The 18,164-nt window shown below is 72.1% G+C and carries 16 protein-coding genes; 5 read left to right on the top strand and 11 right to left on the bottom strand.

Features of this window, described 5'->3' with window-relative positions:
* Positions 1–14 precede the first annotated feature (14 nt).
* From ACFVTR_RS04675 to ACFVTR_RS04665, 3 genes are read right to left on the bottom strand one after another with little or no spacing between them, the layout of a single operon-like run.
* On the bottom strand, positions 15–1,349 hold the full coding sequence (locus ACFVTR_RS04675; RefSeq protein WP_387035172.1) for a GAF domain-containing protein: 1,335 nt from the start codon (positions 1,347–1,349) through the stop codon (positions 15–17).
* 54 nt (positions 1,350–1,403) lie between these two features.
* Positions 1,404–2,579: a PrsW family intramembrane metalloprotease gene (locus ACFVTR_RS04670; RefSeq protein ID WP_387035170.1), complete on the bottom strand. Its 1,176-nt coding sequence runs from the start codon at positions 2,577–2,579 to the stop codon at positions 1,404–1,406.
* A gap of 9 nt (positions 2,580–2,588) precedes the next feature.
* Positions 2,589–3,992, bottom strand: a complete 1,404-nt coding sequence (locus ACFVTR_RS04665) for an FAD-binding oxidoreductase (protein ID WP_387035168.1) — start codon at positions 3,990–3,992, stop codon at positions 2,589–2,591.
* A 74-nt stretch (positions 3,993–4,066) separates the two neighbouring features.
* Between ACFVTR_RS04665 and ACFVTR_RS04660 the strand changes: the two genes are divergently transcribed.
* Positions 4,067–5,629, top strand: coding sequence for a DNA-3-methyladenine glycosylase 2 family protein (locus ACFVTR_RS04660; RefSeq protein ID WP_387035166.1), 1,563 nt, complete (start codon positions 4,067–4,069; stop codon positions 5,627–5,629).
* 31 nt (positions 5,630–5,660) lie between these two features.
* Positions 5,661–6,332 (top strand): FadR/GntR family transcriptional regulator, encoded by a 672-nt coding sequence (locus ACFVTR_RS04655; protein ID WP_376940852.1) that lies wholly within the window; start codon positions 5,661–5,663, stop codon positions 6,330–6,332.
* Positions 6,333–6,421: 89 nt separating this feature from the next.
* Here the strand turns inward: ACFVTR_RS04655 and ACFVTR_RS04650 are convergent, their stop codons facing one another.
* The 7 genes from ACFVTR_RS04650 to ACFVTR_RS04620 form a co-directional block, all read right to left on the bottom strand.
* Positions 6,422–7,411, bottom strand: coding sequence for an ABC transporter substrate-binding protein (locus ACFVTR_RS04650; protein ID WP_376940853.1), 990 nt, complete (start codon positions 7,409–7,411; stop codon positions 6,422–6,424).
* A 115-nt stretch (positions 7,412–7,526) separates the two neighbouring features.
* Positions 7,527–8,576, bottom strand: a complete 1,050-nt coding sequence (locus ACFVTR_RS04645) for an ABC transporter permease (protein WP_376940854.1) — start codon at positions 8,574–8,576, stop codon at positions 7,527–7,529.
* Positions 8,573–10,096 carry a sugar ABC transporter ATP-binding protein gene (locus ACFVTR_RS04640; protein ID WP_387035163.1) on the bottom strand — a complete coding sequence of 508 codons (1,524 nt, stop codon included), beginning with the start codon at positions 10,094–10,096 and terminating at the stop codon, positions 8,573–8,575. The genes ACFVTR_RS04645 and ACFVTR_RS04640 overlap by 4 nt, the downstream gene beginning before the upstream one ends.
* Positions 10,093–10,533, bottom strand: a complete 441-nt coding sequence (locus tag ACFVTR_RS04635; RefSeq protein ID WP_387035161.1) for an RbsD/FucU family protein — start codon at positions 10,531–10,533, stop codon at positions 10,093–10,095. Before ACFVTR_RS04635 ends, ACFVTR_RS04640 begins: the two co-directional genes overlap by 4 nt.
* Before the next feature lie 111 nt (positions 10,534–10,644).
* Positions 10,645–11,490 carry an amidohydrolase family protein gene (locus tag ACFVTR_RS04630; protein ID WP_387035159.1) on the bottom strand — a complete coding sequence of 282 codons (846 nt, stop codon included), beginning with the start codon at positions 11,488–11,490 and terminating at the stop codon, positions 10,645–10,647.
* Entirely contained in the window at positions 11,487–12,461 is a 975-nt protein-coding gene (locus ACFVTR_RS04625; protein ID WP_387035157.1) for an aldo/keto reductase, read from the bottom strand. The genes ACFVTR_RS04630 and ACFVTR_RS04625 overlap by 4 nt, the downstream gene beginning before the upstream one ends.
* Positions 12,458–13,762: an L-fuconate dehydratase gene (locus ACFVTR_RS04620; RefSeq protein ID WP_387035155.1), complete on the bottom strand. Its 1,305-nt coding sequence runs from the start codon at positions 13,760–13,762 to the stop codon at positions 12,458–12,460. The genes ACFVTR_RS04625 and ACFVTR_RS04620 overlap by 4 nt, the downstream gene beginning before the upstream one ends.
* A 148-nt stretch (positions 13,763–13,910) precedes the next feature.
* Here ACFVTR_RS04620 and ACFVTR_RS04615 point away from each other — a divergent pair, with 148 nt between their 5' ends.
* The 3 genes from ACFVTR_RS04615 to ACFVTR_RS04605 all read left to right on the top strand — a co-directional run bounded on the left by ACFVTR_RS04615 (position 13,911) and on the right by ACFVTR_RS04605 (position 16,604).
* The gene (locus tag ACFVTR_RS04615) at positions 13,911–14,759 is read left to right on the top strand and encodes a fumarylacetoacetate hydrolase family protein (RefSeq protein ID WP_387035153.1); all 849 of its coding nucleotides are present in this window, start codon (positions 13,911–13,913) and stop codon (positions 14,757–14,759) included.
* A 22-nt stretch (positions 14,760–14,781) separates the two neighbouring features.
* A complete protein-coding gene (locus tag ACFVTR_RS04610) occupies positions 14,782–15,555 on the top strand; it encodes an SDR family NAD(P)-dependent oxidoreductase (RefSeq protein ID WP_387035151.1) in 774 nt (257 codons plus the stop codon).
* A 173-nt stretch (positions 15,556–15,728) separates the two neighbouring features.
* The gene (locus tag ACFVTR_RS04605; protein WP_387035149.1) at positions 15,729–16,604 is read left to right on the top strand and encodes a fumarylacetoacetate hydrolase family protein; all 876 of its coding nucleotides are present in this window, start codon (positions 15,729–15,731) and stop codon (positions 16,602–16,604) included.
* A 46-nt stretch (positions 16,605–16,650) separates the two neighbouring features.
* On the opposite strand, the gene ACFVTR_RS04600 is transcribed toward ACFVTR_RS04605, so the two are convergent.
* Positions 16,651–18,114 (bottom strand): aspartate ammonia-lyase, encoded by a 1,464-nt coding sequence (locus ACFVTR_RS04600; RefSeq protein ID WP_387035147.1) that lies wholly within the window; start codon positions 18,112–18,114, stop codon positions 16,651–16,653.
* Positions 18,115–18,164: the final 50 nt, after the last annotated feature.

The following is an 18,164-nucleotide window of genomic DNA, read 5'->3' as shown; positions in this document are numbered from 1 at the left end:
GCGCGACCGCGGCGTCAGCGCAGTGCGGCCTCGATGCGCTCGAGATGGGCGACCACCGAGGCGCGCCGTGGCGAACGCGGCGGCAGCAGTTCGAGGAGCGTGCGCCACAGCTCGACGTCGTAGCGGCACTCCTCGCGCTCGGCGAACGCGGCAAGGAGTTCCGCCGAGGCATCCGCCAGCATCGATTCGCGCACCCGGCCCGCGAGTTCCACGCGCAGCTCGACGATGCCGGGCGCCGTCGACGCCGGCAGCACCTGGCCGACGTACTTCTCCACCGCGCGGCGCAACGAGCCCTGCGCGAGCAGGCGCACGATGACGGCGGCGTCGAGCTCGAGCTCGCGCCCGAGCCGGTACGGTCGTGACTCGAGCGGCGGCTCCCCCGCGGCCTCGAGCACGCGACGGAGGCGCACGAGCTCGGCGCGCAGGGTGACGGGCGACCCCTCGGACTCGTAGACGAGGGCGGCGAGGCGTTCGGTGCCGAGTCCAGCGGGATGCCACGCGAGGAGCGTCAGGATCTCAGCATGCCGTGGGCTCAGGTCGAGCGCTCCGAGCCTCGGGCGACGCGGACCGAGCACCGACAGCGGGGTGCGCGCCCGCCGCGGAGTGCGCGAACCGCCGATGCTCGCCATGCGCGAGCGCCGGAGCGTCGCCTGCACCGCCGACTCGAGGCTCGCGATCTTGAGCTCCGCCTCGACCGCGGCGACCGTGGCCGAGACGAGCCCGAGCGTGTGCGGTGCCACCGCATGGTCGGTGCCGGTGATGTCGATGACGCCGAGCACGAGCCCCGTCGCCGGGTCGTGCACGGGTGCTGCGGTGCAGCTCCAGGGGTGCACGATGCGGTTGAAGTGCTCGGCCCCGCGGATCTGGATGGCGCGGTCGAGCGCGAGGGCGGTGCCCGGTGCGCTCGTGCCGACGACCGGCTCCGACCAGTCGGCGCCCGGGACGAACAGCATGTCCTCCGCCCGATGGCGGAGGGCCGCATCGCCCTCGACCCAGAGCAGACGGCCGTGCTCGTCGCCGACGGCGACGATGAGGCCGGCGTCGTGCGCGCCGTCGACGAGCAACCGTCGGACGACCGGCATCACCTGCGCGAGCGCATGCCCGGCCCGGTAGTCGAGGAACTCCTGCTCGTCCGCCTCGAGCCGGGGCAGGGCGCGGTCGGGGTCGACGGCGCCGCGAATGGCTCGCTCCCAGGATGCGCGGACGAGCGGTCGGAGGCTCAGCGGCACACTGCCCGTGTCGATCGCGCGCTGCTGCGCGTCGAGCAGGCGGTCGCGGAGCGTGCCCGATCGGACGCCGACGCCGTCGGGCGCGCCCGGATCGGGCTGCGGGAGCGCGGTGCCGGGCATGCCGTCTCCGATCGTCGTCGAGCGGGATGCGGGCCAGTTTGGTCGAGCCCGCGATCAGCGGAGCAGCGCCTGCCGTCCGGCGACGATCGAGGCCAGCAGCGCCTGCTCGTCGGCCGCCGCGACCGCTCCGCCCTGCCCCGTCGCGATGCGCTGCCGGGCGAAGGCGAGGTGCGTGGCATCTGCGATGAGCCGCTTCATCGTCGCGGTGCGCGGCGGATGCTGCGAGCGCGCCCACGCCTTCGCCTGCCTGCGGCCCGCCGGGGTCGCGAGGAGCTCGACCTCGGCGTGGCTGAACCAGCCGACGCCCGCGTACTCGGCCAGGCGACGGCGGGTGACCCGCACCTCCTGGCGGCGGAGGTACAGGGTGAGCAGGACGGCCGCGACGAAGATCGGCACCTGCACGGTGATGTAGAGCCCGATCGCGTCGTCGCCGAAGGCGAGCGAGCCGTTCCAGAGGGCGTGCAGTGCGATCGCACCCGCGAGCCCGAGGAAGAACCAGCCGATGACGCCCGCTCCCCCGCCGCGCCGCGCGCCGATGCCGATGCAGAGGCCGGTGCACGCGGTGAACAGCACGTGCGCGAAGGGCGAGAAGATGCCGCGCACCACGAAGGTCGCCCCGAGGCTCTCGGCGCCGCCCTCGATAAGGGCCGATCCGAAGTAGATGATGTTCTCGGTGAAGGCGAAGCCGGCCGCGACCACCGCCGCGTACACCAGGCCGTCGAGCGGGCCGTCGAACTGCCAGCGGGCGAAGGCGAAGACGAGCAGCACGCCGAGGCCCTTCGCGAGCTCCTCGACGATGGGGGCCTGCACGACGGTACGCACGACCTCGTCGGCCGCGCCGCCGGGTTGTGTGTAGGCGACCGCGAGCTCGACGCCGAGATCGACGATGAGCGCGATCGCGACCGAGACGGCGGCGCCCCAGAGGAACGCGAACCAGAGTGCGCCGCGGGGCTCGGGCTCCCAGCGGTCGACCCACCGCACCGCGAGCAGGACGCCGGCGAGCGGCACGAGGGCGAGCAGCGAGCCGATCGCGAGCACCGAGGCCCCGAGCGCGAGCGCGAGGTACGCGACCACGAGGAGGCCGACGAGCCCGCCGATCACGATCCCGATGATCGCGAACACGCTGCCGCTGCCGCTGCGGCCCCGCACCGGCTCGGCCCACGCGGGCGCCGCGGCGACGGGCTGCGGCGCGACGGGATACGGGGACGGCCCTGGGGCGAGGTGGCTCACGCGTGCAGCCTAGCGAGCGGTCGGTGCGGATGCCTCGAACATGACCCCCGGGTTCAGGATGCCCGTCGGGTCGAAGACCGCCTTGATGCCGCGCTGGAGCTCGAAGACATCGTCGCCGAGCTCCTCGGCGAGCCATCGCCGCTTGAGCACCCCGACGCCGTGCTCGCCCGTGAGCGTGCCGCCGAGCGCGACCGCCGCGCGGAACATCTCGTCGGCGGCCTGCCAGATGTGCGCGGGCACCTCGTCGCCCGTGAACACGAAGTTCGGGTGCAGGTTGCCGTCGCCCGCGTGGGCGATCGTCGGGATCTCGACGCCGTGTCGGGCCGCGATCTCGTCGATGGCGCGGAACATCTCGGGCAGCTTCGAGCGCGGCACCGCGACGTCCTCGATGAGCACCTGCCCGCTCGCGGCGAGTGCGGGGTGCATCGCCCGCCGGAGGTCGAGGAGGCGCTCGCCGGTCGCCGCATCGGTCGAGAGGGTGACCCGGCCGCCGGCCTCGGCGAAGAGCTCGGCGACGCGCGCGGCCTCGGCGGCGGCGCCGGCGTCGTCGGTCTGCGCGATGAGGAACGTCTCGCCGGGCAGCACCTGCTCGAGCGGCGTGCCGGCGAGCGCCTCGTCGCCGAGGAACGCGGCGACCCGGGCGACGACGCCGGCATCCATGAGCTCGAGGATGGCAGGCCGGATGCGGTCGGCCGTGACGGCGGCGCACGCGGCGGCAGCGGCGGTCACGTCGGCGAACGCAGCCGCGACGGTGACCGTGGTGCCCGAGGTGATCGGGCGCACGCGCACCGTCGCCTCGACGATGATGCCGAGCGTGCCCTCGGAGCCGGTGAAGAGCGCCGTGAGGTCGTACCCGGTCACCCCCTTGACCGTGCGGTGGCCGAGCCGGAGGAGCCGGCCGTCGGCGAGCACGACCGCGACGCCGAGCACGGCCTCGCGGGTCACGCCGTACTTGGCGCAGAGCAGGCCGCCGGCGTTCGTCGCGATGTTGCCGCCGACCGAGGCGATCGCCCGGCTGGCGGGGTCGGGCGCGAACCAGAGTCCGAGGGGCTCGAGCGCGTCGTTGAGGTCGCCGTTGAGTACGCCGGGCTCCACGACGGCGAGCTCGTCGGCTTCGGAGATCTCGAGGATGCGGTTCATGCGCGAGAGGTCGAGCACGATCGCGCCCGGGCTCGCGATCGCCCCGCCCGCGAGACCGGTGCCCGCGCCGCGCGGCACGACGGGGGTGCCGCTCGCGTGCGCGATGCGCATGACCTGCTGCACCTCGTCGACCGAAGCAGCGTGCACCACCGCGAGCGGGGGCGTCGCGCTGCGCCACCCCGAGCGGTCTTCGCGGGTCGCCTCGAGGGTGTCGGGGTCGAGTGAGACGGAGGCCCCGAGGGCTTCTTGCAGCTGGGCGACGACGTGCGACATCCCTCCACCCTAGCCACGCGGGCCGAGTCCGATTTCCGCCAGTCGATGTCGGCGGGGCGTGCGAGGCTGGGGTCATGCCCGCCGAAGCCCTCCGCACCGATCCGCTCGCCGACCCCGTCTTCGCCGAACGGTATCGGGCCATGCGGGCGCGCGACGCCCGGTTCGACGGACAGTTCATCACGGGGGTGCACTCGACCGGCATCTACTGCCGCCCAAGCTGCCCCGCGGTGTCACCGAAGGCCCAGAACGTGAGCTTCTACCTCACCGCCGCCGCCGCGCACGAGGCGGGCCTCCGGGCCTGCAAGCGGTGCCTGCCCGATGCAGTACCCGGCTCCCCCGAGTGGGACCTGCGCGACGACCTCGCCGCCCGTGCGATGCGCCTCATCGCCGACGGCGTCGTCGAGCGCGAGGGCGTGCCGGGTCTCGCGGCCCACCTCGGCTACACGACCCGGCACCTCACCCGCGTGCTCACCGCCGAGCTCGGCGCGGGTCCGCTCGCACTCGCCAGGGCCCACCGCGCCCAGACCGCGCGCGCACTGCTCACCTCGACGTCGATGCCCGCGGCCGACGTCGCGTTCGCCTCGGGCTTCGGCAGCATCCGCCAGTTCAACGACACCATCCGCGAGGTGTACGAGCGCAGCCCCCTCGAGCTCCGGGCGGCGGCGCGCCTCGGCGAGCGGCGCGAACGTGCGGGCGACGGGGTGGTGCGACTGCGCCTGCCCGCGCGCGCCCCGTTCGACGCCGCGGGCGTCTTCGGGTGGCTGGCGGCCCGCGCGGTCGACGGCGTCGAGTCGGCGGGCCCCGACCACTACGCCCGCACGCTGCGGCTGCCGTCAGGCCCTGCCGTCGTCGCTTTCGCGCCGAGCCCCGACGACCGCTCGCCCGCCATCGAGGTCGAGGCCCGGCTCGCGAGCCTCGCCGACCTGCCGCCGCTCGTCGCCCGCGTACGGCGGCTCTTCGACCTCGATGCGGATGCGGTCGCGATCGACGAGATGCTCGCGGCCGACCCCGCGCTCGCCGCCTCGGTCTCGGCGACCCCCGGCATCCGCGTGCCGGGCGCCCTCGACCCCCACGAGCTCGTGTTCCGGGCGCTCATCGGCCAGCAGATCTCGGTGAAGGCGGCGCGCACCGCGCTCACCCGCCTCGCGGCCGACCTCGGCGAGCCGCTGTCGTTTGGCGGCGACGCCGGCGGTGGCGCGGCGGTCGTCGACGGCCCGGCCGGCGTCGAGCGCCGCCCCGACCGGCTCGTGCGACTGTTCCCGACGGCCGCCGCGATCGCCGCCCGCGGTGGCGAGGTGCTCCGCGGCCCGGCCGCCCGCATCCGCACGATCGTCGACGTCGCCGAGCGGCTCGCCACCGGCGAGCTCGTGGTCTCGGCAGACCGCGATCGCGGCGAGCTCGTGCGCGACCTCGTCCACATCCCCGGCATCGGCCCGTGGACGGCCGGCTACGTCGCCATGCGGGTCACCCGCGCCCCCGACGTGCTGCTCACGAGCGATCTCGCGCTGCGAGCGGGCGCGGGGCGACTCGGCCTGCCCGCCACCGCGCCGGCACTCGACGAGCTCGGCGCACGGTGGGCGCCGTGGCGCAGCTACGCGTCGATGCACCTGTGGCGCGCCGCCGCCGCAGAGATCTGATGTCTCCGCCTCGGCGCGATACGATTCGGGCATGGCCGTCACCGACGAAGCGATCCTGCGCATCAAAGAGATGATCCTCTCGGGCGAACTGGCGCCGGGCGACCGGCTCCCGCCCGAGAAGGAGCTCAGCGAGCGGCTCGGCCTCTCGCGCTCCTCGCTGCGCGAGGCGGTGAAGGCGCTCGAGGTCATCCGAGTGCTCGACGTGCGACGCGGCGACGGCACCTACGTCACGAGTCTCGAGCCGAGACTGCTGCTCGAGGCCATGTCGTTCGTCGTCGACCTGCACGACGACCACTCGATCCTCGAGATCTTCGCCGTCCGCCGCATCCTCGAGCCGGCCGCCGCGTCGCTGGCGGCGCGCCACGCGGGCGAGGCCGAGCTCGAACGCCTTCGCGAGTCCGTCGCGGGCGTCGACCACGCCGCCGACGTCGAGAGCCTCGTCGACCACGACCTCGAGTTCCACCGCGGCATCGCGGACGCCACCGGCAACGGGTACCTCGCGAGCCTCATCGACTCGCTCTCGAGCCACACGGTTCGTGCGCGCATCTGGCGCGGCATCACCCAGGAGAGTGCGGTCGAGCGCACCCTCCAGGAGCATCACGCGATCCTCGACGCGATCGCCGCCGGCGACGCCGAGCTCGCGTCGGCGCTCACCGTCGTGCACGTCAGCGGCGTCGAGCAGTGGCTCCGTTCGGCGCTCTGAACCGCTGATCGCACCCCGCCCGCGGTGCCGCCGGACGGGCACGGCGAAGGGGCGCCGGCCGAAGCCGACGCCCCCGAGTCATCCGACCGTCACTCGTAGAGGACGGCCTGGATCTCCTCGTCGTCGATGTTCGTCGCGTCGTACCAGTAGAAGCCGGTGTCGATCGTCTTCGGCAGCTCCTTGCCGTCGATCGCCTCGACCGCGGCCTTGACCGTCTCGTAGCCGATGCCGATCGGGTTCTGCGTGATCGCGCCGGTCATGAGCCCGTCGCGGATCGCGTCCATCTGGGCCTTGCCCGAGTCGAAGCCGACGACGGCGAGCGTCGAGGCGTCGATGCCGAGCTCCTTGACGGCCTGCACGACGCCGATCGCCGAGCCCTCGTTCGAGCCGTAGATGCCCTTGAGGTCGGGGTGCGCCGCGATGATCGCCTTGGCGAGGTCGGCCGACTTCGCCTGGTCGCCGCCGCCGTACTGGATGTCGACGATCTCGATGTTCGGCTCGTTCTCCTCCATGTAGTCGACGAAGCCGTCACGACGCTGCTGGCCGGTGACCGAGGTCTGGTCGTGCACGACGAGGGCGACCTTGCCCTCGTGGCCGACGGCGTCGGCCATGTGCTTCGCGGCCTCGGCGGCCGCGGCGAGGTTGTCGGTCGCTGCGGTGGTCAGCGGGATGTCGCTGTCGACGCCGGAGTCGAAGGCGATCACCGGGATGTTCGCGTCCTTCGCCTGCTGCAGCAGCGGGCCCGCGGCCTGGCTGTCGAGCGCGGCGAAGCCGATCGCGGCCGGGCTCTTGTCGAGCGCGGTCTGCAGCATCTGGATCTGCTGGTCGACGTCGGCCTCGGTGTCGGGGCCCTCGAAGGTGATCTCGACGTCGAACTCCTCGGCCGCCTGCTCGGCGCCCGTCTTCACGGCCTGCCAGAACTGGTGCTGGAATCCCTTCGAGACGAGGGCGACGTACGGCTTGTCGCCGCTCGCGTCGCCGCCCGAGCCCTGGTCTCCGCCGTCGCTGGCGCAGCCGGCGAGGATGAGGGCGGCGGCGACGGCGCCGACGACGGCGCCCATCGTGCGCTTCTTGAACATGCTCACTCCTTGGTGTTGGTGGTGCGGTGGTGCTGGGTTGGGGACGGGGTGGTGCTGAGTCGGTGTGGTGCAGGGTGGGTGCGGAGACGGTGCGGATGTCGCGCCGAGACCCCGATCAGCCGCGGCGGCGCCGGAGCATGTCGAGGTAGACGGCGACCAGGATGACGACGCCGACCGCGACCGACTGCCATTCCTGGGGCACCGAGATGATGCGCAGGCCGTTCGTGAGCACGGCCATGATGAGCGCGCCGATGACGGTGCCGACGATCGAGCCCTTGCCGCCCTGGAGCGAGGTGCCGCCGATGACGACCGCGGCGATCGCCTCGAGCTCGAGTCCCATGCCGCCCGTCGGCTGCGCCGACGAGAGCCGGGAGGCGCTGAGGACGCCTGCGAGGCCGACGAAGAGCCCGGCGAGGGTGTAGATGGTGATCTTCCAGCGACGGACGTTCACGCCGGAGAGCGCGGTGGCCGCCTCATTCGAGCCGATCGAGAAGGTGTAGCGGCCGAGGATCGTCTTCGAGAGCAGCACGGCCGCGACGATGATCATGACGATGAAGATCGCCACCCCGAGCGGGAACCGCATGCCGGGGATGATCGAGAGGTTCATGATCGACTGGAAGTCGGGCGTCTCGGTGAAGTAGATCGGCTTCGTGCCCGAGATCACGAGCGAGAGGCCCGCGGCGATCAGCATCATGCCCAGGGTGGCGATGAACGGCGGGATGCCGAGCACCGAGACGTTCACCCCGTTGATGAGGCCGATGAGTGCGCCGAAGAGGATCGTCGCCGTCACCCCGAGCCAGAGCGGCCAGCCCAGGTAGGTGAGGAAGACGCCCGCCATGACCCCGCAGAGCACCATGCCCGTGCCGATCGAGAGGTCGATGCCGCCGGTGATGATGACGAAGGTCGTGCCGAGCGCGAGGATGCCGGTCACGGTCGCCGCCGTCAGGATGGAGACGAGGTTGTTCGCGGTGAAGAAGTGGGGGCTCGCGAACGAGAACACCGCCACGATGACGATGAGGCTCGCGAAGGCGAGCAGCTGCTGCAGCGATCCGCGCAGCCAGGCGAAGCGGGGCTTGCCGGCCTCGATCGCGGCGTAGGCGCTCGTCGACGGCGTCGTCGCGGCGTCGGGGCTGCCGGATTCCGGCTTCGTCGTGGTCGGGCTCATCGTGCGATCGTTCCTTCGCTTGAGAATCGGGTTGCGTAGTCCATGAGGTTCTCCTGGGTGGCCTCGGCGTTGTCGAGCACGGCGGTGAGCCGCCCCTCGGCCATGACGGCGATGCGGTCGGAGAGTCGCAGCACCTCGGGCAGTTCGGACGAGATCATGACGATCGCCTTGCCCTCGTCGGCGAGCCGACGGAGGAGCGCGTAGATCTCCTCCTTCGCGCCGACGTCGATGCCGCGGGTCGGCTCGTCGAAGATGAGCACGTCGCAGTCCTTCACGAGCCACTTCGCGATGACGACCTTCTGCTGGTTGCCGCCGGAGAGGTTGCGCACGAGCTGCGCCGTCGAGGGCGTCTTGATGCGGAGCTTCTCGACGTACTCGCGTCCCGTCGCCTCGATGCGCCCGTCGCGCACGAAGCCCGCTCGGGAGGCGTAGTCGCGCAGGGAGGAGAGCACGATGTTCTCGCGCACGCTGCGTTCGAGCAGCACGCCGAGCTGCTTGCGGTCTTCTGAGAGGTAACCGATGCCGAGCGCGGCCGCCTCGGCGGGGCTCGAGATCGACACGGCGCGCCCGCGCACGAGCACCTCGCCCGACTCGCGGCGGTCGGCGCCGACGATCGCGCGGGCGACCTCGGTGCGGCCGGCGCCCATGAGACCGGCGAAGCCGAGGATCTCGCCGGGGTGGACGTCGAAGCTCACGTCGCGCAGCAGGTGCCGGGTCGTGAGGCCTCGGACTGAGAGCACCGGCTCGCCCGCGGGCGTGCGAGGAGCGGGGCGCTGCTCGCCCGAGATCTCGCGGCCGACCATGAGCGAGATGATCTCGCTCGGTGCGGTCTCGGCGGTGACCCGGGTGCCGACGTACCGGCCGTCGCGCAGCACGCTGATGCGATCGGAGATGCGGGCGAGCTCCTCCATACGGTGGGAGATGTAGATGACGCCGGTCTCGGGGGTGCGGAACCGCTCGATCAGCTCGAACAGCACGTCGACCTCGGCGTCGTTCAGCGCGGCCGTCGGCTCGTCCATGATCAGCACCTTGGCGTCGAAGGACAGCGCCTTCGCGATCTCGACCATCTGCTGGCGGGCGACCGTCAGCTGCTCGACGCGCTCGGCCGGGTCGAGCGCGAGGCCGAGGCGGTCGAAGAGCTCCTGCGCCCGACGGTTGAGCGCCCGGTCGTCGAGGAACAGGCCGGCCTGGCGGTGTTCGCGGCCGATGAAGATGTTCTGCGCGACCGTGAGGTCGGGCATCAGGTTGAACTCCTGGTGGATGATCGAGATGCCGAGCTCCTGCGCGTGGCGCGGGCCCTCGATCGACAGCTCGCGCCCGTTGAGCCGGAAGGTACCCGCATCGGGCGTGTAGATGCCGGCCAGCAGCTTCATGAGCGTCGACTTGCCGGCGCCGTTCTCGCCGACGAGCGCGAGCACCTCGCCGTGGCGCAGCTCGAGCTGCACGTCGTCGAGCGCCTGGACGCCCGGGAATCCCTTGCTGACGCCCTCGACCTGGAGGAGCGCCGGGGTGCCGGTCACTGTGCGGCCTCGCGGGGCTCGGAGGCGTTCACGACGCCCTTGCGGAGGATCACGTTGCCGTAGGGGCGCAGCTCCCCGCTCCGCACGACCAGCCGGGCGCCGCTCGCACGGTCGTAGAACGCGAAGCGCTCGAGCTCCTCGACCCGATCGGCCGGCACCGCCGCGGCGGCGACGAGCTCGTGCTGGACGGGCGGCCGCTCGCCGCCCTCGGCGGTCATGAGCAGCACCGAGGCGCCTTCGTAGAGGTCGGCGGGGACGACGGTGCGGATGGCCTGGACGATGCTCGCGGCGGCGAGGCCCGGAAGTTCGATCACGGTCGCCCCGAGCCGGTGCGCCGGGAAGTTCGCATCGGCGACGACGAGTTCGTCGCCGTGCCCGAGCCGATCGAGCGCGGCGAGCAGCTCGCCGTGGAGAATCGGGTGGATGCCGGTGAGCACGTGGTGCCTCTCTTCCTTGAGATGTGAATGAGTGTACTACTCATCCGATGTTTCAGCCCTTGTCAGGCGCGATAGTTACATTTCCGGCCTAATGCACGCCGATACATCTGATTATTCAAGGCGATACACCCGCTCTGCGGTGCCGCCGAGTACCGCGTCGCGCTCGGCGGGGTCGAGATCGTCGAGGCACTCGCGCATGACGCGCCAGGTGGGCTGATAGCCCCCGTGCGGCACCGTCATCGGCCAGTCGCCACCGTACATCACCCGATCGGGCGTGAATCGCTCGATCGCCAGCTCCCAGAGCGGTCGCACCGTGGCGGTCCCGAAGGCGACGCCGGGCAGGTGGAGCCCCGAGAACTTCACGACCGTGTTCGGCAGCGCCGCGACCGCGGTGAACTCGCGCTCCCACGCCGCGAAGTCGCCGCCGCCCACGGGCGGCTTGGCGAGGTGGTCGATCACGACCGTCAGCTCGGGCAGCGCCTCGGCGAGCCGCCGCGCCGCGCCGAGATGACGCGGCCAGGCATCGGGGACGTCGAACGCGAGGCCCCGGGCTGCGACTTCGGCGAGCGACGCGCGGACCGCCGGCAGTTCGAGGAACTCGTCGCGAGGATCGTCGTGCACGAGGTGGCGGATGCCGCGGAGGCGGCGTTCGCCCGCGAGCGCGTCGAGCGCGGTGAACGCCGAACGCGTGTCGTCGAGCGGCACCCAGCCGACGACGCCGAGCACCCAGTCGTTGGTCGCGGCGACGTCGAGCATGAACCGGGTGTCGGCCGCGGAGTCCTCGGCCTGCACGAGGATCGCCCCGTCGATGCCGGCCGCGTCGAGTTCGGCGCGCGCCTCCGCGGGGCCGAAGTCCGCGTGGAGCGGCCCGAGCTCGGGAGTGATCCACCGGTACTCGCTCAACGCCCGGTCCCAGAGATGGAGGTGCGCGTCGATCGTGCGGGGCCGGCCGGTCACGGGAGGAGCCCCTGTTCGGCGAGTCTCGTCCAGAACGCCTCGGGCAGCGGCTCGCCCATGCGGGCGAGATTCTGCTCGACGCTCGTCGCGCGTGCCGAGCCCACGACGACCGAGCGGACGGCCGGGTGCCGCAGCGGGTACTGGATCGCGGCGACCGGCAGTTCGACGCCCTCTGCCTCGCACGCCTCGGCCAGTCGCCGGGCGCGGGCGAGCACGTCCGGCGGGACCGCCGTGTAGTCGTAGCGCGCCCCCGCGTCGGGCGAGGCGGTCGCGAGCAGGCCCGAGTTGAACACCCCGACGGCGACGACGCCGACGCCCCGCTCCTCGCACAACGGGAGCAGCTCGGCGAGCGCCGGCTGCTCGAGGAGGGTATACCGGCCCGCGATCATGACGAGGTCGAGGTCGCCCTCGCGGACGGCGCGCGCCGCGGCATCCGCGCTGTTCGTGCCGATGCCGATGGCGCCGACGACGCCCTCGTCGCGCAGCTTCGCCAGCGCGGGCAGGCCCTCGGCGATCCCCCGGTCGAGGTCGTACACGTCGGGGTCGTGGAGGTAGGCGATGTCGACGCGATCGAGCCCGAGCCGTTCGAGCGACTCCTCGAGGCTCCGGCGAACGCCGGCCTCGCTCGGATCGAAGCGGCGCACCAGGCGGTTCGGCACGGCGTACTCGAAGGCGAGATCGTCGCCGCCCGAGTAGTCGGGGTTCGGCTCGAGGACCCGGCCGACCTTGGTCGACACGAGGTACTCGTCGCGTGGACGGCTGCGGAGGAACTCGCCCAGTCGTCGCTCGGAGAGTCCGAGCCCGTAGTGGGGCGCCGTGTCGTAGTAACGGATGCCTCCGGCCCACGCCGCTCCGAGCGCGGCCTCGGCGTCGGCATCCGAGACCTCCCGGTAGAGGTTGCCGATGGATGCGGCGCCGAAGCCGAGCCGGCCGAGCCCGACCGCCCCGGGGACGGACGCCGCGGCACTCACGCGGGCACCTCGGTCACATGCGCGCCGCGCCAGGTGTAGCGCTCGATCGAGGCCTCGTGCATCTCGGTGCCCGCGCCGGGCGCGGTCGGCGTGAGGTAACGGCCGCGCTCGACGACCGCCGGGGTGACGAAGTGCTCATGGAGGTGGTCGACGAACTCGATCATGCGTCCGTCCATCGTGCCCGACAGGGCGACGAAGTCGAACATCGAGAGATGCTGCACCGCTTCGCAGAGGCCCACGCCGCCCGCGTGGGGGCAGACGGGCACGCCGTACTTGGCCGCGAGCAGCAGGTTGGCGAGGTTCTCGTTGACGCCGCCGACGCGCGCGGCGTCGATCTGCATGACCGCCATGCCGCCGGCCTGCAGGAGCTGCTTGAACACGATGCGATTCTGCACGTGCTCGCCGGTCGCGACGCGCACGGGCGCGACGCCGCGGGCGATGGACGCGTGGCCGAGGATGTCGTCGGGGCTCGTCGGCTCCTCGATCCAGGCGAGGTCGAACCCGGCGAGCGCGCGCACCCACTCGATCGCCTCGTCGACGCCCCAGCGCTGGTTCGCGTCGATCGCGATCGGGAAGCCGGCCCCGACGGCCGCGCGGGCGATGCCGAGCCGGCGCACGTCGTCGTCGAGCGAGGCGCCCACCTTGAGCTTGATCTGCGGGTAGCCGTCGGCGACGGCCTCGCGGCAGAGCCGCTCGAGCTTCTCGTCGGAGTACCCGAGCCAGCCCGGCGTCGTCGTGTAGGCGGGGTAGCCGACCTCGAGCAGCTTCGCGGTGCGCTCGGCGCGGCCCGGCTCGGCGGCGCGGAAGAGCTCGAGCGCCTCGGCCGGGGTCACGGCGTCGGAGATGTAGCGGAAGTCGACGAGCGAGACGAGCTCTTCGGGGCTGAGGCTTGCCAGCAGCTGCCAGAGGGGCAGCCCGGCGCGCTTGGCCTTGAGGTCCCACAGGGCGTTCAGCGCCGCGCCGATCGCCATGTGCATGACGCCCTTCTCGGGGCCGAGCCAGCGCAGCTGCGAGTCGTGGGCGAGCAGGCGCCACGTCGCCCCCATGTCGTCGAGGAGCTCCTCGACGTCGCGGCCGAGGAGGTGCCCGCGGAGTGCGTCGAGCGCGGCGACCTGCACGTCGTTGCCCCGGCCGATGGTGAACACGAAGGCGTGCCCGGCGAGCTCGTCGGCGGCGTCCGTGCGGATCACGAGGTACGCCGCCGAGTAGTCGGGGTCGGGGTTCATCGCATCCGACCCGTCGAGTTCGAGGGAGGTCGGGAATCGGATGTCCCGGGTATCAACGCTGACGATCGTGCTCATGACGTCCTTTCGTGGGGCGTGATGAGCATAAACATCGGATGTCTCGGCTGTCAACCTTCGACGGATGTGCAAGAATCTCCGTAAATCCGGCCTGCCCCCAGTGGATACTTCCGATGTTCACGCAGTGCCGCGAGCGGAAGGACCAGCGATGAGATTCGCCCGGCTCGGCGACCCCGGCTCCGAGATCCCCGTACTCCTCGATGACGGCCGCGCCCTCGACCTGCGAGGCGTGACCCGCGACATCGACGCGGAGTTCCTCGGCGGCGACGGACCTGAGCGTGTTCGTGCGGCCCTCGGAGCCGGCACCCTCCCCGAGCTGCCGGACAGCGCGGAACTGCGGATCGGCGCCCCCATCGCACGCCCGGGCGCCGTCTACTGCATCGGCATGAACTACGCCGCGCACGCCGCGGAGTCGGGCTCCGCGCCGCCCGAGCACCTCGTGATGTTCATGAAGTCGCCGAACACGGTCATCGGCCCGAACGACGACGTGGCGATCCCCCGCGGCAGCACCAAGACCGACTGGGAGGTCGAGCTCGGCATCGTGATCGGCCGCCGCGCGAGCGCACTCGACTCCCCCGCGGAAGCCCGGGCGCACATCGCCGGCTTCGTCACCGCCAACGACCTCTCCGAGCGCGACTGGCAGCTCGCCGTCTCGGGCGGCCAGTGGTCGAAGGGCAAGAGCGCACCGGGCTTCTGCCCCACCGGGCCCTGGCTCGCGACGCCCGAAGAGCTCGACGCCGACGACGTGCGCCTGCGCAGCTTCGTCAACGGCGAGCCCCGCCAGGACTCGCGGACCGCCGACCTCATCTTCGGCATCGACACGATCGTGTGGCAGCTCAGCCAGTACCTCGCGCTCGACCCCGGCGACCTCGTGCTCACGGGCACACCCGAGGGCGTCGCCCTCTCGGGGCGCTTCCCCTACCTCGGCGCGGGCGACGTCGTCGAGATCGAGATCGACGGGCTCGGCCGCCAGCGCCAGCACTACGTCGACGCCTGAACGCGCGAGCGAGAGGAACACCATGAGCCAGGACCACACCGGGACCGCCGAGTTCGACGGCCTCGTCGCCGTCGTCACGGGCGGCGCGTCGGGCATCGGCGCCGCGATCGCCGCCCGACTCCGCCGCGGCGGCGCACGCGTCGCCGTCTTCGACCTCGCGCCGGAGGCCGCCCAGCACGCCGATCTGGCGGTGGCGGTCGACATCGCCGACGACGCGAGCGTGCGCGCCGGCGTCGACCGGGTCGTCGCCGAGTTCGGCCGGCTCGACATCGTCGTGAACAACGCCGGCATCGGCGCCCAGGGCGACGTCACGGCCAACGACGACGAGGAGTGGCGTCGCGTGCTCGACGTCAACGTGCTCGGCACCGTGCGCGTGGCGCGTGCGGCGCTGCCCCACCTGCGGGTCTCCCCCGCCGCCGCGATCGTGAACACGTCCTCGATCGCCGCGACCGCGGGCCTGCCCCAGCGAGCGCTCTACAGCGCGAGCAAGGGCGCGATCTCGGCGCTGACCCGCGCGATGGCGGCCGACCACCTGCGCGAGGGCATCCGCGTGAACGCCGTGAACCCGGGTACCGCCGACACGCCCTGGGTCGGACGGCTGCTCGACTCGGCCGACGACCCGGTCGCCGAGCGCGCCGCACTCGAGGCGCGCCAGCCGCACGGCCGCCTCGTCGACCCCGACGAGGTCGCCGGCGCGGTCGCCTACCTCGCGAGCCCGGCCTCCGGCTCGACGACGGGCGTCTCGCTCGCGGTCGACGGCGGCATGCAGGAGCTGCGGCTGCGCCCGGCGCAGTGACCGCCGCGCGCGGCCGGCAGGCGCATCCCGCCGGTCGCGCAGGCGGGCGCCGTCGACCGGCGCCAGGCGTCGTCGACCCACCGCCCCGGATTGTCGACACCACGGCGTATGCGAACGCATTCGTTGTACATGCCGCACAGAGCGGGGTCGGATGCGCCCGATAGCCTAGACAGGTGAAGTTCGCGCACCTGAGAGCCGAAGGCCAATCGACCCCTCGACTCGCAGTGGTGGTCGCCGAGGCTGCACTGTTCCTCGACGAGATCATGCCCGTCGCGCCGCGCGACCTCCAGGACCTCATCGAGCAGGGCCCCGAGGGTCTCGCCGCGGTGCGCGAGGCCGTCGATCGGGGGCTCGCCGCCGGCGCCGAACTCTCTCCGGTCTCCGAGCTCCGGCACTCCTCCGCGGTGCTCCGCCCCGCGCAGGTCATCGCGATCGGCGCGAACTACGCGGCGCACGCCTCCGAGCTGAAGCTCCGCTCCGAGACGGCGATGACGATCTTCTCGCTCTGGCCGAACTCGCTCGCAGCGCACGGCGCCACCACGACCTGGGCGGGCGACCTCGCCACGCAGGTCGACTACGAGGCCGAGCTCGGCGTCATCATCGGCAAGCCCGCCCGCGGCGTCCACGCGCGCGACGCACTCGACTACGTGTGGGGCTACACCGTCGTCAACGACATCACCGCCCGCGACATCCAGTTCAGCGAGGCCCAGTGGTCGCGCTGCAAGTCGTTCGACGGCTTCACGCCGACGGGCCCCGTCGTGGTCACCGCCGACGAGATCGCCGACCCGCAAGACCTCTGGCTCACCACGAACCTCGACGGCCGCATCCTCCAGGACGCGTCGACGAACGAGATGGTGCGCAGCGTCGCCGACATCATCGAGTACCTGTCGAGCACTGCGACCGTGCCGGCCGGCACGCTCATCTCCACGGGCAGCCCCGGCGGCGCCGGCTACTCGCGCAACCCGCAGGTCTTCCTCCGCGACGGCTCCACCGTCACCGTCACGATCGAGGGCATCGGCTCACTCACCACGCACTGCCGCGTGATCTGAGCCCGGCCCGGGGCGCCGCGAGCGGCGGCACCCCGAGGCATCCGCCCTACTCGTGCGGTTCGGAGTGCAGCTCCTGCACCGGGATCACCGTCGTGATCGGCCGGATGCCCGACAGCTTCGAGGGCTGCAGCTGCGCCATCACCTCGTCGCGGCTCATCAGCCCCGCCTCGACGACGAGGTCGGCGACCGGCCGACCCGTCGCGAGCGCCAGCTTCGCGAGCTTCGCGGCCTCGGTGTAGCCGATGAACGGGATGAGCGCCGTGATCACGCCGACGCTCGACGCGACCATCTGCTCGAGCCGCTCGGTGTTCGCGGTGATGCCATCGACGCAGTTGACGCGGAGGGTCCAGCAGGCCTGGCGCATCCAGGTGATCGACTGCAACAGCGAGTGCGCGATGACCGGCTCGAAGGCGTTGAGCTGCAGCTGGCCGCTCTCGGCGGCCATCATGACCGTGACGTCGGCGCCGGCGACCGCGTAGGCGACCTGGCTGACCGCCTCGGGGATCACGGGGTTCACCTTGCCCGGCATGATCGAGGAGCCCGCCTGCATCGGCGGCAGGTTGATCTCGCCGAAGCCCGCCTGCGGGCCCGAGGAGAGCAGGCGAAGGTCGTTGCAGATCTTCGAGAGCTTGATCGCGCTGCGCTTCAGCGCGCTCGAGAAGGTCATGAAGACGCCCGTGTCGCTCGTCGCCTCGATGAGGTCGGGTGCGGTCTCGAGGCGCAGCTCGGTGATCGCACTCAGGTGCTCGACGACGGATGCCGCGTAGCCGGGGTCGGCCGTGATGCCCGTGCCGATCGCGGTCGCCCCGAGGTTGACCTCGCCGAGCAGCTTGATCGTCTCGCGCAACCGGTCGATGTCCTCGCCGAGCGTCGTCGCGTAGCCGTGGAACTCCTGGCCGAGGGTCATCGGCACGGCGTCCTGCAGCTGCGTGCGCCCCACCTTCAGCACCTCGTGGAACTCGCGGCCCTTGCGGCTGAATGCGATGCGCAGCTGGTCGAGCTCGACGAGCATGGTGCGCAGCGAGAACGCCATCGCGACCTTCACCGCGGTCGGGTAGGTGTCGTTCGTCGACTGGCTGCGGTTGACGTCGTCGATCGGGTGGATCACGTCGTAGCGACCCTTGGGGTAGCCCGCGATCTCGAGCGAGAGGTTCGCGATGACCTCGTTCGCGTTCATGTTCGTCGACGTTCCCGCGCCGCCCTGGATCACGCCGACCACGAACTGCTCGTGGAGCTCGCCGTCGATGATGCGCTGGCACGCCTCGTCGATCCACGCCGCCTTCTGCGAGGTGAGCACCCCGACGTCGCGGTTCGCCCGCGCGGCGGCCTGCTTCACGGAGGCGAGGGCGACCACGAGCTCGGGATAGACGGAGATGGGCCGCTTCGAGATCGGGAAGTTCTCGAGCGCCCGCTTCGTGTGCACGCCCCAGTAGGCGTCGGCGGGCACCTCGACCGAGCCGAGTGAATCGGTCTCGGTCCGGGTCGCCGGGGTGGTCTCGGGCACCTGCATGTCGTTCCTCCAGGGAGCCGTGCGGTGCGTCGTCGTTCGGACGCACCGGA

This window comes from Agromyces sp. NPDC058126 (genome assembly GCF_042884595.1).
Taxonomy (GTDB): domain Bacteria; phylum Actinomycetota; class Actinomycetes; order Actinomycetales; family Microbacteriaceae; genus Agromyces.
The sequence above is the reverse complement of the archived record's forward strand: the minus strand, read 5'-3'. Positions and strand labels throughout refer to the sequence as shown.

Excerpts from the sequence above, each read along its gene's own strand:
- ACFVTR_RS04665 (WP_387035168.1), bottom strand. The coding sequence starts at position 3,992 with ATGTCGCACGTCGTCGCCCAGCTGCAAGAAGCCCTCGGGGCCTCCGTC.
- ACFVTR_RS04615 (WP_387035153.1), top strand. The coding sequence starts at position 13,911 with ATGAGATTCGCCCGGCTCGGCGACCCCGGCTCCGAGATCCCCGTACTC.
- ACFVTR_RS04655 (WP_376940852.1), top strand. The coding sequence starts at position 5,661 with ATGGCCGTCACCGACGAAGCGATCCTGCGCATCAAAGAGATGATCCTC.
- ACFVTR_RS04645 (WP_376940854.1), bottom strand. The coding sequence starts at position 8,576 with ATGAGCCCGACCACGACGAAGCCGGAATCCGGCAGCCCCGACGCCGCG.
- ACFVTR_RS04660 (WP_387035166.1), top strand. The coding sequence starts at position 4,067 with ATGCCCGCCGAAGCCCTCCGCACCGATCCGCTCGCCGACCCCGTCTTC.
- ACFVTR_RS04620 (WP_387035155.1), bottom strand. The coding sequence starts at position 13,762 with ATGAGCACGATCGTCAGCGTTGATACCCGGGACATCCGATTCCCGACC.
- ACFVTR_RS04675 (WP_387035172.1), bottom strand. The coding sequence starts at position 1,349 with ATGCCCGGCACCGCGCTCCCGCAGCCCGATCCGGGCGCGCCCGACGGC.
- ACFVTR_RS04650 (WP_376940853.1), bottom strand. The coding sequence starts at position 7,411 with ATGTTCAAGAAGCGCACGATGGGCGCCGTCGTCGGCGCCGTCGCCGCC.
- ACFVTR_RS04610 (WP_387035151.1), top strand. The coding sequence starts at position 14,782 with ATGAGCCAGGACCACACCGGGACCGCCGAGTTCGACGGCCTCGTCGCC.
- ACFVTR_RS04600 (WP_387035147.1), bottom strand. The coding sequence starts at position 18,114 with ATGCAGGTGCCCGAGACCACCCCGGCGACCCGGACCGAGACCGATTCA.